Source organism: Dokdonia sp. (genome assembly GCF_039945015.1).
Lineage (GTDB): Bacteria > Bacteroidota > Bacteroidia > Flavobacteriales > Flavobacteriaceae > Dokdonia.
The window spans coordinates 111,721-127,256 of record NZ_JBDUXP010000020.1 but is presented as its reverse complement, the minus strand read 5'-3'; the positions used below and the strand labels follow the sequence as shown (position 1 = coordinate 127,256).

13 protein-coding genes and 2 tRNA genes are annotated in these 15,536 nt (G+C 35.6%); 3 read left to right on the top strand and 12 right to left on the bottom strand.

Annotated features, from left to right (window positions below; translation table 11 throughout):
- Positions 1-53 precede the first annotated feature (53 nt).
- Positions 54-1,421 carry a capsule assembly Wzi family protein gene (locus tag ABJD27_RS15775; RefSeq protein WP_348165779.1) on the top strand — a complete coding sequence of 456 codons (1,368 nt, stop codon included), beginning with the start codon at positions 54-56 and terminating at the stop codon, positions 1,419-1,421.
- Between the two features lie 97 nt (positions 1,422-1,518).
- Here the strand turns inward: ABJD27_RS15775 and ABJD27_RS15770 are convergent.
- From ABJD27_RS15770 to ABJD27_RS15715, 12 genes are all read right to left on the bottom strand, one after another.
- Positions 1,519-1,593: transfer RNA gene (locus ABJD27_RS15770), tRNA-Val, on the bottom strand.
- Positions 1,594-1,641: 48 nt separating this feature from the next.
- Positions 1,642-1,716: transfer RNA gene (locus tag ABJD27_RS15765), tRNA-Val, on the bottom strand.
- A gap of 66 nt (positions 1,717-1,782) precedes the next feature.
- Entirely contained in the window at positions 1,783-2,955 is a 1,173-nt protein-coding gene (locus ABJD27_RS15760) for a folylpolyglutamate synthase/dihydrofolate synthase family protein (protein ID WP_348165776.1), read from the bottom strand.
- Positions 2,956-3,012: 57 nt separating this feature from the next.
- The gene (locus ABJD27_RS15755; RefSeq protein WP_348165773.1) at positions 3,013-5,511 is read right to left on the bottom strand and encodes a T9SS type A sorting domain-containing protein; all 2,499 of its coding nucleotides are present in this window, start codon (positions 5,509-5,511) and stop codon (positions 3,013-3,015) included.
- A 122-nt stretch (positions 5,512-5,633) separates the two neighbouring features.
- Complete coding sequence (locus ABJD27_RS15750; RefSeq protein WP_348165770.1) at positions 5,634-5,987, bottom strand: hypothetical protein; 354 nt, start codon at positions 5,985-5,987, stop codon at positions 5,634-5,636.
- A 124-nt stretch (positions 5,988-6,111) separates the two neighbouring features.
- Positions 6,112-6,888, bottom strand: a complete 777-nt coding sequence (locus ABJD27_RS15745; protein ID WP_348165767.1) for an energy transducer TonB — start codon at positions 6,886-6,888, stop codon at positions 6,112-6,114.
- Positions 6,889-6,993: 105 nt separating this feature from the next.
- The gene (locus ABJD27_RS15740) at positions 6,994-7,386 is read right to left on the bottom strand and encodes a biopolymer transporter ExbD (protein ID WP_348165764.1); all 393 of its coding nucleotides are present in this window, start codon (positions 7,384-7,386) and stop codon (positions 6,994-6,996) included.
- 5 nt (positions 7,387-7,391) lie between these two features.
- Positions 7,392-8,096: a MotA/TolQ/ExbB proton channel family protein gene (locus tag ABJD27_RS15735; protein WP_348165761.1), complete on the bottom strand. Its 705-nt coding sequence runs from the start codon at positions 8,094-8,096 to the stop codon at positions 7,392-7,394.
- 51 nt (positions 8,097-8,147) lie between these two features.
- Positions 8,148-9,521: a sodium:proton antiporter NhaD gene (nhaD, locus tag ABJD27_RS15730; protein ID WP_348165758.1), complete on the bottom strand. Its 1,374-nt coding sequence runs from the start codon at positions 9,519-9,521 to the stop codon at positions 8,148-8,150.
- 24 nt (positions 9,522-9,545) lie between these two features.
- Positions 9,546-10,772 carry a Glu/Leu/Phe/Val dehydrogenase dimerization domain-containing protein gene (locus ABJD27_RS15725; protein ID WP_348165755.1) on the bottom strand — a complete coding sequence of 409 codons (1,227 nt, stop codon included), beginning with the start codon at positions 10,770-10,772 and terminating at the stop codon, positions 9,546-9,548.
- Between the two features lie 124 nt (positions 10,773-10,896).
- On the bottom strand, positions 10,897-11,256 hold the full coding sequence (locus tag ABJD27_RS15720) for an ArsC/Spx/MgsR family protein (protein WP_348165752.1): 360 nt from the start codon (positions 11,254-11,256) through the stop codon (positions 10,897-10,899).
- 125 nt (positions 11,257-11,381) lie between these two features.
- Positions 11,382-12,455, bottom strand: a complete 1,074-nt coding sequence (locus tag ABJD27_RS15715; RefSeq protein ID WP_348165749.1) for an anhydro-N-acetylmuramic acid kinase — start codon at positions 12,453-12,455, stop codon at positions 11,382-11,384.
- A gap of 83 nt (positions 12,456-12,538) precedes the next feature.
- Here ABJD27_RS15715 and ABJD27_RS15710 point away from each other — a divergent pair, with 83 nt between their 5' ends.
- Both ABJD27_RS15710 and ABJD27_RS15705 read left to right on the top strand, forming a co-directional pair.
- The gene (locus ABJD27_RS15710; protein WP_348165746.1) at positions 12,539-13,681 is read left to right on the top strand and encodes an acyl-CoA dehydrogenase; all 1,143 of its coding nucleotides are present in this window, start codon (positions 12,539-12,541) and stop codon (positions 13,679-13,681) included.
- A gap of 127 nt (positions 13,682-13,808) precedes the next feature.
- Positions 13,809-15,413, top strand: coding sequence for a thioredoxin-like domain-containing protein (locus tag ABJD27_RS15705; protein WP_348165743.1), 1,605 nt, complete (start codon positions 13,809-13,811; stop codon positions 15,411-15,413).
- Positions 15,414-15,536 lie beyond the last annotated feature (123 nt).

Genomic DNA, 15,536 nt, shown 5'->3' with positions numbered 1-15,536 from the left:
TTTGGAAGAGTCGATTTTCTAAAACATAGTATATTTAGAGAGATATTTTAGATATGAAAAAACAATTACTTTTTATAGTTTTTACCTTTTGCGCCTGTATTAACGTGTTCTCTCAAGAACAAAAAAACGCAACTTATAGCGGTGGTATAGAGGCTCTGGGTTTTGTCGCAAATGAAGAACTACCATTCTGGGCTTATACAAATACATATGGACGTTTAGGCGAAGATTCTAATGGTTTGGTATACGCTTTCGCGAAAGCGAACTACAAATTATCAGAAAATAGTACCATAACACTTGGAGCATCTGGTATTGCTCGTGATGGTATAGATCCTAATATACAACGTGCAGAATTATATGCAAATTTTAAAAACAAATGGATAGATGTCACAGTAGGTTCTAAAGATTTTACAGATGATACCTACCAACTATCTACAGTACGTAGGAATATCTTATTTTCATCTAACTCAAGAGCCTTACCTGGTATTTTAATAAAAAACGCAAAGCCAATTAAGGTTTTTAAAAACTTTTCTATTGATGCTGCTATAGCACATTATGCCCTTAATGATGATCGTTTTGTAGAGGATACTAGAGTACACTACAAGAATTTTTATATAAACTGGGATATTAATAGTAAAAATAATCTTAGCGTAGGTTTACAGCACGCTGTACAATGGGGAGGGACATCTCCAGAAAGAGGAAAACAACCTGATGGATTTTCTGATCTTGTAAAAATATTCTTTGGAAGCGGAGGCGGAGAAGAGGCTACTTCTAGTGATCAAATTAATAGTTTAGGAAACCACCTAGGTTCTTATTCTGTAACTTATAAAAGAAGAGGGTCAAAACTAGTTGATATAGATGTCTATTACCAATCATTATTTGAAGATCGTTCTGGAATAGAACTTAATAATTTTCCAGATGGAGTTTGGGGAGTATCCATTGCTCCTAAATCATCAAAACTTATAAAAACAGTATTGTATGAATACGTACAGACTGTATCTCAAAGTGGTAGCCCTGTAGCTACACAAATTGGAGGACAACAAAGTGGTGGTGATAATTACTTCTTTAATGGTACGTATGTATCTGGATGGACATATGAAGGAAGAACAATTGGATTGCCTTTTATCACAATAGATGCAACAGAAAATGAAAATTTACCAGTTAACAATAGGAGTGTTGCACATCATCTAGGAATACTAGGTAGCTTCTGGAAATTGGATTATACATTTAAGTTAACATATTTAGAAAATTCTGGTACGTTTCGTACACCAATTACACCTAAAGATACTTTTGTGTATACATATTTGCAAGCAAGATTACCTATAGAAAAAATAGGTGTATTTAGTCTTAATCTCGGTGCCGACTTTAATGAAGATAGAGATACTTTTTTTGGAGCTGGACTAGGATATCGTTATACATTTTAAAAGATCTTATTAACCTTGGCTCAACACCTTTTAGAAAAAGGTATTCGTTTTAAAAATAAAAAGCCCGATTCATGATGAATCGGGCTTTTATATTGTGTGGGCGCTAAGGGATTCGAACCCCTGACCCCTTGGGTGTAAACCAAGTGCTCTGAACCAACTGAGCTAAGCGCCCTTATTTTTTTTACAAGATTGGGTTCTTGTTTGCAATGAGAAAAAGTTGTGGGCGCTAAGGGATTCGAACCCCTGACCCCTTGGGTGTAAACCAAGTGCTCTGAACCAACTGAGCTAAGCGCCCTTTCTTTCAATGCGGGTGCAAATATAAGTTAAAGTTTGTGAGTGTAAAATATTTTACCTTAAAAATTTAAATTATTTCTGCAACAACAAAAGTACTTCCTCCTACAAAAATCAAATCCTTAGCCTTCGCATGCTCTTTTGCTTTATCTAATGCTTTAGTTACAGAAGTATACATCTCTCCTCTTAACCCAAAAAGAGATGCTTTTTCATATAAAGTATCCACTGGCATTCCTCTTGGAACATCTGGTGTACAAAAGTAATACGTTGCATGACTTGGAAACATAGGCAAAATATCATCTAGATCTTTATCAGACACCACTCCTAATACAACATGCAATCTATGATAAGGAATGGTTTCTAGTTGAGGTAATACATAAGACAATCCTTCTTTATTATGCGCCGTATCACAAATTATAAAAGGATTCTCTCCTACTATTTGCCATCGTCCTTGCAATCCCGTATTCTTGACAACTTGCAATAACCCTTTAGCAATATGCTGTATTCCTACGGCAATTCCCTTTTGTTGTAATTGAGCAATCGTTACTTGTACGGTTCTTATATTATGTTGTTGATAGGTTCCTTTCAAATCTGATTTCATAGGAATAGCATCAAATGTATATGCTTTATGAAGGGGTGCATTACGCTTTCGCGAAAGCGTACGAAACACCTCCTCTGTCTCAGGATGATGTTCTCCTATAACAACAGGAATACCTTCTTTAATAATCCCCCCTTTCTCAAAGGCTATTTCTGAATATGTAGTACCTAAATACTGTGTGTGATCCATACCTATATTTGTAATCACAGCAACCTCTGGGGTAATGATATTGGTCGCGTCTAGTCTTCCTCCTAAGCCCACCTCTATAACGGCAATATCAACCTCTTGTTTTGCAAAATAATCAAATGCCATCCCTACAGTCATTTCAAAAAATGAAAGCTTGTGTGCTTCTAAAAAGGCTTTGTGCTTTTTTACAAAATTAATCACAAAGTGTTTATTTGCAACAACCCCATTAACACGCATGCGCTCCCTAAAATCCTTAAGATGTGGTGATGTATATAATCCTACTTTATATCCTGCTTCTTGTAAAATAGACGCAAGCATATGACTTGTAGATCCTTTACCATTTGTGCCAGCAACATGAATTGTTTTATAGGTTGTCTGAGGATTCTCTAAATGATCTACAAGTAATTTGATATTACTTAAATCTTTTTTGAAGGCTACAGCTCCTTGACGTTGGTACATCGGGAGTTGTGTAAATAGCCAATCTATAGTTTCTTGATATGTGATAATTCTTTATTTTTAGTTTTTAATAAACTTTTTAGAGAATACTTCTTCTGTTCCTTTTACTTGAACAAAGTAAATACCTTTTGAGATATTATTTACATCTATTGTAGCAGTAAGTCCTTCCATTTTTTGAGTCATTACTACTTGCCCTAATTGGTTATATATAATAACTTCTGCATCTTGTACAGATCGCTCTAAAGCAATTGTAGTAACTCCGCTTGAAGGATTAGGATATACAGACAGTATCGTCTCTGAAGATGAAAACTCTTCTACGCTTAATTCTCCTACATATCTAGTATACGCAGAACGCCCATATGTCCCTGCATATAATTGTTTCTCACCTACCATATATAAATCATTTACAACAACAGCTGGTAAATTTCCAAAAACGTACCAATCTTCACCAGGAGAAGAAGCTGCAAAAACTCCAACATCTGTGGCTATAAAATAGCCTTCGTAAGGACCATACTCTATATCATTTACAGGAATATCTGGAAGATTTGCAGTGATATCTGTCCAAGCACTACCATTAGATGTACTATAAAAAATATGACCAGCATCTTCACCAAAACGATATCCAGAAAAGGTTGCAAATACTTCCTGAGAATTTATCGTAGAGGCTTTAACCTTAGTGACCCAACGGTTAGGCAAACTTGAAGAAATATTTTCCCAAGTAGTGCCTCCATTTAATGTACGCCAGATATTTCCATCATCAGCTCCAACATAGATAATATCACTATTTATAGGTGATACATCAATACTAGTCAGACTACCAAAATTTAGATTCCCTGTACTTGGTCCATTAGTAAGATCATCACTTATCGCGGTCCAAGAATCGCCTCCATTGATACTTCTATATACACGTTGTGTTCCATAGTATAAAATGTCATTATCCTGAGGATCAAAAGCAATGGGTGTATCCCAATTATTCCGGTCTGAAGGATCTATCCCATTTAAAATACTTTGAAATGATCCCGCATCATTTATAGATCTTCTTAAATCTCCTCTTTGAGATAATGCATAAATAATATCAGTATTATCTTTATTAACCAATGGCTGAAAACCATCCCCACCATTTATAATAGACCAATCATCTAGACTACCTGTTGTAGATCTCATTGTACTATTATCTTGAGCACCACCATGTGGCCTACCCAAATTGTCTACAATAAAACGATAAAACTGTGTAATAGGCAATGTAAGATCTTTAACAGAAGTAGCCCCGCTATTGGTACTGGTGTAGAGCCCACCATCATTCCCTAGGAATACATTGGAGGCATCATCTGGATGAAATGCTAATGCATGTTGATCTACATGAACTCCTGGAAAAGTATCTTGCCATGTAGCTCCTCCATCTGTTGTTTTTTGCATATCAAATCCTACGTGATAGACTTCATTTTCATCAGTAGGATTAATAAACAAACCTCCAAACCACCAATGAAATCCAACGTTTGTGATTTGTGAACTATTAATTGCTGTCCATGAATCACCACCATTTGTTGATTTATAAAATCCTTGTACCGAGCCTATCGCATCTGCATAGGAAGCGTACAAAACATCTGGGTTAGATTGCGCAATATCAATACTTATTCTTCCTTTTTGATTTCCTTCACTCGGAAGCCCCGTTGTTAATTCTACCCAAGTATCTCCACCATTTATAGATTTATAAATACCTGACGTTTCTCCTCCATAGATTCTATTTTCTGGGGTACGTTCTCGCTCCCAAGCAACGGCATATAAAATATCTGAATTTGTAGGATGGATAGCCATATCTACAATCCCTGTTTTTTCACTAATATATAATACTTGCTCCCATGTATTACCTCCATCTGTAGTACGATACACACCTCTGTTCATATCATTCCTGAACAATGGCCCCATGGCACCTACATATATAATAGAAGGATCAATAGGATCTATGAGTACTTTTCCAATACTTCCTACTTCCTCTAGTCCTTTTGATTCCCAAGTAATCCCACTATCTGAACTAACGTAAACCCCATCACCATCATAGGCAAGTGATCCACCACCTGCATTTACTTCTCCTGTTCCTACAGCTATTATGTTGGTATTACTTTTTGAGATATCCATATCTCCAATAGCGAGCATAGGTTGCTCATCAAAAATAGGTTCCCAAGTTGCTCCTGTATCTACAGATCTAAAAATACCTCCCGAAGCGGCAGCTACATAAATGGTATCTTCTGTACCAGCAACTACTTCTATATCTGTAATACGGCCACCTATATTAACAGGCCCTACAAGCGACCAAGGATCATAATCATCTCTTACTTGCTCTAAATCGTGTTTCCAATGCGCTGCCTCTCTGTAAGCTCCAGACTTTAACTCCCCTGTAGGGTATGCTCGTTGCATAAACATAAGGTCAAATGGAGATTTTTGCTTGAGCTCTTTTTGATCTATCGTTGAAGCACCAACGTTTTGTATATCAAAATATTGGTGTATTAAAAAACCGGATAAACAACAAATAGCAATAGAAAGTAAAATTCTAATTTTCATAACATGTAGCTTTAGGATATTAAAGATACATAAAGAACAATGAAACTAAAAAGTAACTTAAAATAGAAAAGGAGAGGTTTCATATAGAAACCTCTCCTTTTTCACTTATAAACTAAACTTAGTTACGCATGAAAATAGCGCTCATTAATAATCTTTCCGTCTCTCCAAAGAGTTCTGTTCACTTGTTCAAATCTATGTGACACACCATCATTTGTAGTAAATTCCATTACTGCTTCATAATATGAAGTATCTCCACTTACAGCAACGTTTTTCATTTCATATCCTCCAAAATCAGTTACAGTAGCAAGGAGTTCTTTTTCAGCCGCAAGACATACATCTTTACCTACTTTAGGTTCGTTATTTGCTTCTTGAAGTACAACATCATCAGCTAGGTATTTTTCCATAGCTTCTATAAATTGTCCTTTTCCTAATAATTCTTTAAGATCTAATAATGCGTTTTCTATTTGATTTTCCATTTTTGTTAAATTTGATTAAAGTTAATTTTTTATCTGCCTATTGAGTCGCAAAATAAAGAATCACTTACGCGCATTATGATGTCAATAAAGACATAAAACATATCAATTTTTCTACAATATGGTTTTAATCAGAAAGGCTAAAGCGGTATACAATTTTCCCGATTTGCTTAGAAGGCGCTTTAGAGTCTGCATTAAACTTAGTAGCAAGTGCTGCTGCTTTTGCAGGGTCTAGAAGACATTTGGTATTATTTGTTGTACCACGTACACCTGGCACTGCTTTTATTACTTTTCCAGTACGATCTACCTCAATACTTACCACAACAATACCAGATTCATTACATTCTTGTACTCGTTTTGGTTTTCCCAAAGCTTTACGGCCTCCAAGTTGGTAGTTCCCATCTCCATCTAGACCTTTTCCTGTTCCGTAATAGCTAGAAGCATCAGGATCGCCATTAGGATCTCCTTTGTCTCCAGCTTGATTATCATCTCCTTCTCCTCCTTGTGCGGCTCCATCTTTTTTAGGGCCATTAATCAAGGCATCTAGTGCACTGGTCGTACTTTTATCTGGAGTAGGATCTGGTTTTGCTTCTTCTACTGGTTTTTCTTCAGATTTTTCTACTGGCTCTTCTACTTCTGGCTTAGGAGTTTCTTCTGGTTTTTCTTCTATCACAGGAGCATCTTCTGCATCTTGGGTAACCACTTCTTCTGTAACTTCTGGTTGAGGTGGTGTAGGCACAGGTTCTGGTGCTGTGTTTTTAGGAGCAGATGCTACGGGTTTTGTAGGTTGTACATTTCCCGACCCTACACTAGAGGTTCCAAAGTTTACAGCAATTCCTCCTTCTGGTGGAGGATCTAGATAGTCCATACCCACCCAAAACATAAGCAATAGTATGATAGCCATAATAATGCTACTTATGGTAAAGGATTTCTTCTTATGTGGAGTATCTAGGTATGCCACTTTATATGATTCTTTATACGCTTTCGCGAAAGCGTATGTATTATTATTTTAATTAGGTCGTACGGCTAATACGATTTTGTATTTATTACGGTTTGCGATATCCATAATTTTAACAGCATTTTCTATAGGAACTCCTTCTTCTGCTCTTAAAATAATGGTAGGCTCTTCTACACCATTTAGTTCTTTTGTAATAAAGGCTTCTATACCACGCTCACTGACACGCTCTTTATTTACATAGTAATCCAAATCTTTTGTAATACTCACAGAAAGATTTTGCTTATTACTAGTTTTCCCTTTTGCTTTAGGCAGAATAAGGTCCAAGGCATCTGGTGTAATTGCTGGTGAGGTCAATAAGAAAAAGACCAATAACAGAAACACAATATCTGTCATAGAACTCATACTGAACTCTGGGCTTACTTTATTTCTTCCGCGGAGATTCATACTACTTAGATAGGTTCGTTAAGTAAGTCTAAGAAATCTACCGCATTTGCTTCCATAGCATGTACTACTTTATCTGTACGTACTACCAAATGATTGTATCCCATATAGGCTATAATTCCAACAATAAGACCCGCAACAGTTGTAGTCATTGCAGTATAAATACCTTCTGCTAGGGTGCCCATTTCTGCTTGCCCACTACTGGTTGCCAGTGTATGGAAGGCCATAACCATTCCTATTACAGTTCCTAAGAATCCTATCATAGGTGCCGCTCCTGCAATGGTTGCAAGTACACTTACGTTTTTCTCAAGTTTGTATACTTCTAGACGTCCACTATTTTCTATAGCTGTATTAATATCTTCTAGTGGACTTCCTATCCTTGAAATTCCTTTTGCTGTAAGTCTTGCTACTGGGGAATTGGTTTGAGCACATAGTATTTTTGCTGCTTCTATGTTACCTCCTGTCACATTATCTCTAATCTGATTCATAAAGTTACTATCAATTTTTGAAGCTGCTTTAATAGCAAATAAGCGTTCAAAATAGATATAGATAGCTACAAAAAGCAATACAAATAGGACACCTATAATAACCATACCCGAAACTCCTCCGGTAAGTAAAAGGTCTACTATAGATAATGTTTTTTCTACAGGTTCGTCTGTAGCAAGTGCATCGGCAGCGTCTTGAGCGCCATCTTGCAATAATATGTTAATCATAATTCTGGATTAGTTAAGTTCATAACGGATTATCTGGGGAATAAGTATATCTTATAATGAGAACATAATCACGAGATATATATAACCTACCAGAAAGCCAACGGCAGCAAGCCAAGAGATTTTTTTAAGATACCATATAAAGTCTATTTTTTCCATTCCCATAGCTGCTACTCCTGCGGCAGATCCTATGATTAACATACTTCCTCCTGTTCCTGCGGCAAACGCAATAGCATGCCATAAATCTGCATCTAGAGGTACATCTCCATACATTCCTATAGAAGCGGCAACTAACGGTACATTATCTATAATGGCAGAAAACACACCTAATAATGCCACGACAACATCTTCATTTGGTATGGCGGCCTGTAAGACTTCTGCTAAGTAACGTAATGTTCCTACTTGCTCTCCACCTATAGTTCCATACACAAGAGTTTCTAATGCTGCAACAGCCATTAATATTCCTAAGAAAAAGAGAATACTACTTATCTCAATACGCGATAATGCTTTATGCGCAGAATATAAATGACGTCGTTCTTTAGAAAAATCTTCTTCTGGATGAATGTATTCTGAAACCAACCACACCACTCCTAATGCGAGCATCATCCCCATATATGGAGGCAAATGTGTCAATGTTTTAAAAACGGGCACCGAAACAATCATTCCTAGTCCTAGGAACAACATGGTTTTACTACTTAATAATCGCCCTGCTTCTTCATCTTGATCTAGTTCTTCTACTTCTATATCTCCTTTAAAGGCGGGTAAGTACATGGCAATTGCAAATGGTACTATAAAACAAAGTAAAGATGGAATGACTAACGTTTGAACAAGTCCACCTACAGATACTTTATTTGCAATCCATAACATGGTCGTAGTTACATCTCCAATAGGAGACCAAGCTCCTCCTGCATTTGCTGCTATTACAACAAGTCCTGCAAACCATAATCGTTCATTTCTATTGCTTATTAATTTTCGCAATAGCGTAATTAAAACAATCGTTGCTGTAAGATTATCTATAATCGCAGAAAGAATGAATGCTAAGATCCCTATAATCCATAGGAGTTTCTTCTTACTACGCGTGCGTACAGCTGTCTTAAGCACCTCAAAACCACGATGTAAGTCTATAATTTCTACAATCGTCATGGCACCTATAAGGAACACCAGTATTTCTGCAGTTTTTCCAAGGTGATGAAGGAGTGTATTTTTAAACCCTTCATCGGCGGTATGATGATCTCCTGTTAATGCACTAAAAACATTCTCATGACCATCGACTACATTAAACCACCCTTTACTAAATCCAACTGCTAGAAAGGCCCACATCAAGGACGCCATAATAAGAGCTGGAACAGTTTTATCCAGTTTTAAAGGATGTTCTAAGGTAATTGACAAGTAGCCAATAATAAAAATTAGTATAATAACAGATTCCATAAAAGTTGGTTTTTTAAGAAGCTTTTAAAGTAGTTGTTTTAATGCAATTTCAAAAGCAGTATTGCTAATATTTTTTATACTCTTATTCTGATCATAGGTATTTTGAATCGCTTTTCTAATGGTAGTAGATGTATCATTAAAAATAGCATCATCTGTCATTTGTACTTTGCGCTCCATAAAGTATGCAAAAACACGAGCCATACCACAGTTTGATATAAAATCTGGAATCAAACTTACTTTTGCATCTGTATGTTCCATAATAGATCCAAAGAAAATTTCTTTATCTGCAAAAGGTACATTTGCTCCACAAGAGATAACTTCTAACCCCGTATTAATCATTCTGTCTATTTGATCTTGAGTGATCAATCTTGATGCAGCACAAGGTGCAAAGATCTCTGTTTCTAAATTCCAGATACGTTCGTTCATTTCTGAAAATGGAATCAAGTCACTTCCTCCTAAGGTATTCCCATCCTTATTAAGGTACATATCACGTATCTCTTCAAAAGAAAACCCTTCTTCTTTTATAAGTCCACCTACAATATCTATAATACCTACTACTTTTGCACCCATTTGTGCTAGGTAATACGCTGCTGCAGCTCCTACATTACCAAATCCTTGTACGACAGCTCGTTTCCCTTTTATATCACCTCCGTAAATATCATAATAATGATGTACCGCTTCGGCAACACCATAGCCTGTAATCATATCGGCAACAGTATATTTTCGTTTTACATCTGGAGAGTATTCAGGGTTTTCTATCACTTTAATTACGCCTTGGCGTAATTGTCCTATACGATTAATTTTATCTGCTTCGGTAGGTTGGAAATGTCCTGTAAAGACTCCTTCTTGAGGGTGCCATACACCGCTTTCTTCGGTAATTGGAATTACTTCATGAATCTCATCTACATTAAGATCACCTCCTGTACCATAATAACTTTTAAGTAATGGAGATACTGCTTTATACCAACGTTCTAAAACTCCTTTTTTACGAGGGTCTTTTGGGTCAAAATTGATTCCAGATTTGGCGCCTCCTATAGCAGGTCCAGATACTGTAAATTTTACTTCCATGGTCTTTGCAAGCGATAAGACTTCATTTTTATTAAGTCCTTTACGCATACGTGTCCCACCACCAGCAGCACCTCCTCGCAAAGAATTAATAACAACCCAGCCCTCTGCCTCTGTTTCTGGATCATTCCAATGAAAAACAATTTCTGGGGATTTATCTTCGTACTTCGTAAGTAGTTTTCTCATCTTTTATATCTTACCTAATATGTATTATATTTTTTGTAAAGATAAAAAAGTAGCTAGTCTCAATAATAGTATTCGTTTAATTAAATAACAAACTTATTAAGAAGATAGTTGATATATAACAAGTTTACAGGTTCTCGAATTCACTAACAAACCCAACAAGTACTTTAGGAGGTCTTCCAATGACCGCTTTATTCCCATTTACAATAATAGGCCTCATCATTAGACCTGCATTTCTCATCAACAAATGATATACTTCTTCGTCTGTTAAGTCCAAAGTTCCATAATGATCTTTCCAGTCTGACTGATCTTTTCTAATCAAGTCTATTGGATTAATTTTAAGCTTTTTTACTAATCCTTTAAGAATCTCTATAGTCAGAGGTTCTTTTAAATATTCTATTTTCTTGAAACTAACTTTACGACTTTTTAATACAGCAAGACACGCTATAGAATATAAACAACCAGGGTCGTAATAAATAATAAACATATGCTTATGGGGTTAAAGTAATAGTTTATAATAGGCAGTAAGTCTTCTTTTAAAATACTTCCTTACTTGATTTCTATCCCCTTAATCGTTTTAATCTTACATCTTTACTTTTTATAGAAAGTCATTTACATTCTTTTATATTCATACACAACTCCGCTAGAATGATTCTTATGAGCTCCAGTAACACTAGCTAAACAATTATTTTCTCCTTCTAATCGCAAGACCCCTAACAGTCCAAAAACTAATGCTTCTTTAAATTCTACAAGATCTGGTGATGGAATAATGACATGTATATTTTTGATCCTACGTACACTTTCTATCAAAAAGGTATTATAAACTCCACCTCCCGTTATAAGTACGGAACTATTCTCTGCAAATTGATTTGCCAATTGAAGTGCTATATGTTCTGTACATGTCGCCAAAACATCTTGCGGATCTAGATCATAAGTTTCTATCAGGGGGAAAATCTCTTGATGTACCCATTCTATCCCTAATGACTTAGGGGGTGATTTTTTAAAAAATGATAATGCATTAAGCTCCTTTAATAAAGGTTGATGTATTGTTCCCGCTTTTGCGAAAGCGCCCTCATCATCATAAGCAACTCCTAATTTTTGAGCATATACATTGAGAACCGTATTTACAGCACAGATATCATAAGCAATCCGTTGATCATCTTTTTGTGTAGACACATTTGCAAAACCGCCTAAATTTAAACAGTAATCATACTCACTAAATAATAACTGATCTCCTATAGGAACCAAAGGAGCTCCTTGCCCTCCCATTGTTACATCTTGCACTCTAAAATCACACACTACTTTACATTTTGTAATCTGTGCTATTTCTGGGAGGTTTCCTATTTGTAATGTATAACCATCATCAGGTTGATGAATAATAGTATGTCCATGAGAGCAAATTGCATCAATAGTTGCCTTATCAATAGTATTCTTTTCTATAAACGTATGAATAGCTTCTCCCAAATACTGAGTATATTCTTTATTTATATGTACTAATTCATCAGCAGTGTTATGTACAGCATTTTGTAATTTTTGCATCCAAATATCTGGATAAGGTACTGTTTCTGCTACTCTAATGACAGCACTATATGTTGGTTTTAATGTGATATCTATATGTGCAAAATCGATACCGTCTAAGCTTGTTCCGCTCATCACACCTATTACATTATAGTTTTTTCTTTGCATGCCATTAAAATTATTGAGAAAAATGCAAGAATCTAGTATCTTTGCAATCTATTTTTACACAATTCTTAAATAAATACCATATTATGGATTTTAGCCTAACCGAAGAACATATATTAATACGTGATGCAGCTCGTGATTTTGCCAGAACAGAATTACTTCCTGGTGTTATAGAACGTGATGAGAAACAGCACTTTCCAGCTGAACTTGTCAAAAAAATGGGAGACTTAGGCTTTCTGGGTATTATGGTAGATCCTGCATATGGAGGAAGTGGTATGGATGCTATTTCATATGTCCTTATTATGGAAGAATTATCTAAGATAGATGCATCTGCCTCAGTTATTGTCTCTGTAAACAATTCATTAGTATGCTACGGTTTAGAATCATATGGTAATGAAGCACAAAAACAAAAATACCTTACAAAACTAGCTACTGGTGAGTTTGTAGGAGCATTTTGTTTAAGTGAGCCAGAGGCTGGATCTGATGCAACTTCTCAAGCAACGACTGCTATAGATAAAGGAGATCACTACCTATTAAATGGAACTAAAAACTGGATTACAAATGGTGGTCGTTCTGATGTGTATCTTGTAATTGCTCAAACAGACAGAGAAAAAGGACACCGTGGTATTAATGCTTTTATAATAGAAAAAGGAATGCCTGGTTTTGAAATAGGTCCAAAAGAAGATAAATTAGGGATACGCGGAAGTGATACGCATACATTACAATTTAATGATGTGAAAGTACCTAAAGAGAATCGTATAGGAGAAGATGGCTTTGGATTTAAGTTTGCTATGAAAACACTTTCTGGTGGACGTATTGGAATCGCAGCTCAAGCATTAGGAATTGCTTCTGGAGCTTATGAACTAGCGCTTAAATATTCTAAAGAGCGTAAAGCTTTTGGAACTGAGATATGTAATCATCAAGCTATTGCTTTTAAACTAGCCGATATGTATACAGAAATCTCTGCTGCACGTCATCTAGTGATGAATGCTGCTTGGGATAAAGATCAAGGAAACAATTATGATCGCTCAAGTGCAATGGCAAAACTATACGCTTCAAAAGTAGCTATGGAACACTCTGTAGAAGCCGTACAAATACACGGTGGAAATGGTTTTGTTAAAGAATATCACGTAGAACGTTTAATGCGTGATGCAAAAATTACTCAGATTTATGAAGGAACTTCAGAAATTCAAAAAATCGTGATTTCTAGAAGTTTGATCAAAGAATAATAAACATAATCTATACGCTTTCGCGAAAGCGTATACTATAATAATATCAAAGCGAATCTCTAAAAGATTCGCTTTTTTAATGGCTTAATTTTTGATACCTACCGCATTACACCTAACAATCAAAAAAATGACAGTAACCATCAAAAAATCATTGCTTTCTTTTCTATATATAACGAGTCTTTTACTGTCTATGTTTTCTTGTAAAAAAGAGCTTCCTAATCAAGAAAACAAAAATGAAGAAGAAAAAGCAGAAAAAGAGGTAATACCTAAATTGCAAGATGTCTATTTATTTGGGGCGTCAAACAACGTTAACGACCTAGAATCCGTAAGTCTTTTGGATTTTTCATTATTAGCAGGCTTACGCGCTCCTCACTACACAAAAGAGATGCGAGGAGATACTTTAGAAATTAAATTACCTGGCATTACGCAATCGCAAATCATAGAACTTATGTCTTTTGGAGAGTCCGATTTTTATAATACGCGCCTGCTTATCCATCCTGAAGATTCTATTTATTTCCATTTGGAAAACGGGAAAGTTACATTTTCAAAAACGCGTTCGAGTGAAAATAACTTCTTCGAAAATATAACGACTCCTGAAACTCAATGGCCCAATTTTAATGGAGATGTTTCAGAGTATAAAAAAGATATTGAAGCAATGCGTGATACTCGTAAAAAAATATTTGACACCTATGTAAAAGAGCATTCGGAAGTTTCAAAAACATTTATAGATATGGTACATGCCGAAATGAAATACGAATATCTATTACAACTAGCAAATCCTAGATCTATAACGCATTCTTCTACGGCTTCAATAAGTAACTTCAATAATGTTGATGGGCTTCTTTCTACATTACAATCTTCTCAATATGATTTTGAAAAAGGGATGTTAGATCTTGCTTCTTATTATGATCAGGTAACTATTGAGGATTTTCAAAAACCTGAGTACATAAACAATGATTACTTTAAGCGCTCTTTAACACAACTTATACGGCATTATTTTGCAGAGTATGAGTATCTCAATTACTCAAAAGAAACATTTCTAGCAGAAAAAGAGTTTATCACTAAAAATCTAGATGGAGAACTCAAAACCTATGCTTTAGGAAGGTTGATTTATGATTACAACAAAAAAGGGTTTGGACGAGGTGCAAAAGATTTAGAAATCATGCGTACTAGCATTTCTGAATTTAAATCAAGAACAGACAAAGATTTGTACCTTGAAAATATACACACTATAGAGACAGCTCTTGAAATTATGGAATCTGGCATTCCTAATCATATCTTAACAGAAAAACTACTTACCACAACACTAGATACCATAACCGTTGGAGAATTATTACAAAGCACCAAGGGCAATATACGCACCATAGATTTTTGGGCAAGTTGGTGTGCGCCTTGTATCAAAGAAATGAAAACCACAAAAACATTTAAAGATGAGTTAGCTACTCAATATGGTGCCGATTGGATATACATCTCTGCCGATGAGATTCAAGAAAACTGGATAAAGAAAACAAAAAAATTACAACCATATATTCCCGAAGACAAACACTATCGTTTTGTCTATCCCTTTAAATCAAAACTACTTAAAATTTTAAAGGCAAGAGATAAAAATAAAATTTACGTACCACGTTATACAATCTTAGACAGCGATAATAATGTTGCACTTGCAATTGCCCCTTTCCCTTCAGACAGTATTACTTTTAAGAAAAATATTCAAGAAATTGTTGGGGAGTAATCGTGTTTTCCTAAGTACACTCCTGCTGGCCGAGCAGACGAGTTTGCAAAAACGCACTATACATCTTCATAAAAAATTAATTTACATCTTGCATTCCTACTAGGGTTATCCTGACCTGCACTA

Coding starts and splice junctions, on each gene's coding strand:
- ABJD27_RS15775 (WP_348165779.1), top strand. CDS start 54: ATGAAAAAACAATTACTTTTTATAGTTTTTACCTTTTGCGCCTGTATT.
- ABJD27_RS15760 (WP_348165776.1), bottom strand. CDS start 2,955: ATGTACCAACGTCAAGGAGCTGTAGCCTTCAAAAAAGATTTAAGTAAT.
- ABJD27_RS15755 (WP_348165773.1), bottom strand. CDS start 5,511: ATGAAAATTAGAATTTTACTTTCTATTGCTATTTGTTGTTTATCCGGT.
- ABJD27_RS15750 (WP_348165770.1), bottom strand. CDS start 5,987: ATGGAAAATCAAATAGAAAACGCATTATTAGATCTTAAAGAATTATTA.
- ABJD27_RS15745 (WP_348165767.1), bottom strand. CDS start 6,888: ATGGCTATCATACTATTGCTTATGTTTTGGGTGGGTATGGACTATCTA.
- ABJD27_RS15740 (WP_348165764.1), bottom strand. CDS start 7,386: ATGAATCTCCGCGGAAGAAATAAAGTAAGCCCAGAGTTCAGTATGAGT.
- ABJD27_RS15735 (WP_348165761.1), bottom strand. CDS start 8,096: ATGATTAACATATTATTGCAAGATGGCGCTCAAGACGCTGCCGATGCA.
- nhaD (WP_348165758.1), bottom strand. CDS start 9,521: ATGGAATCTGTTATTATACTAATTTTTATTATTGGCTACTTGTCAATT.
- ABJD27_RS15725 (WP_348165755.1), bottom strand. CDS start 10,772: ATGAGAAAACTACTTACGAAGTACGAAGATAAATCCCCAGAAATTGTT.
- ABJD27_RS15720 (WP_348165752.1), bottom strand. CDS start 11,256: ATGTTTATTATTTATTACGACCCTGGTTGTTTATATTCTATAGCGTGT.
- ABJD27_RS15715 (WP_348165749.1), bottom strand. CDS start 12,455: ATGCAAAGAAAAAACTATAATGTAATAGGTGTGATGAGCGGAACAAGC.
- ABJD27_RS15710 (WP_348165746.1), top strand. CDS start 12,539: ATGGATTTTAGCCTAACCGAAGAACATATATTAATACGTGATGCAGCT.
- ABJD27_RS15705 (WP_348165743.1), top strand. CDS start 13,809: ATGACAGTAACCATCAAAAAATCATTGCTTTCTTTTCTATATATAACG.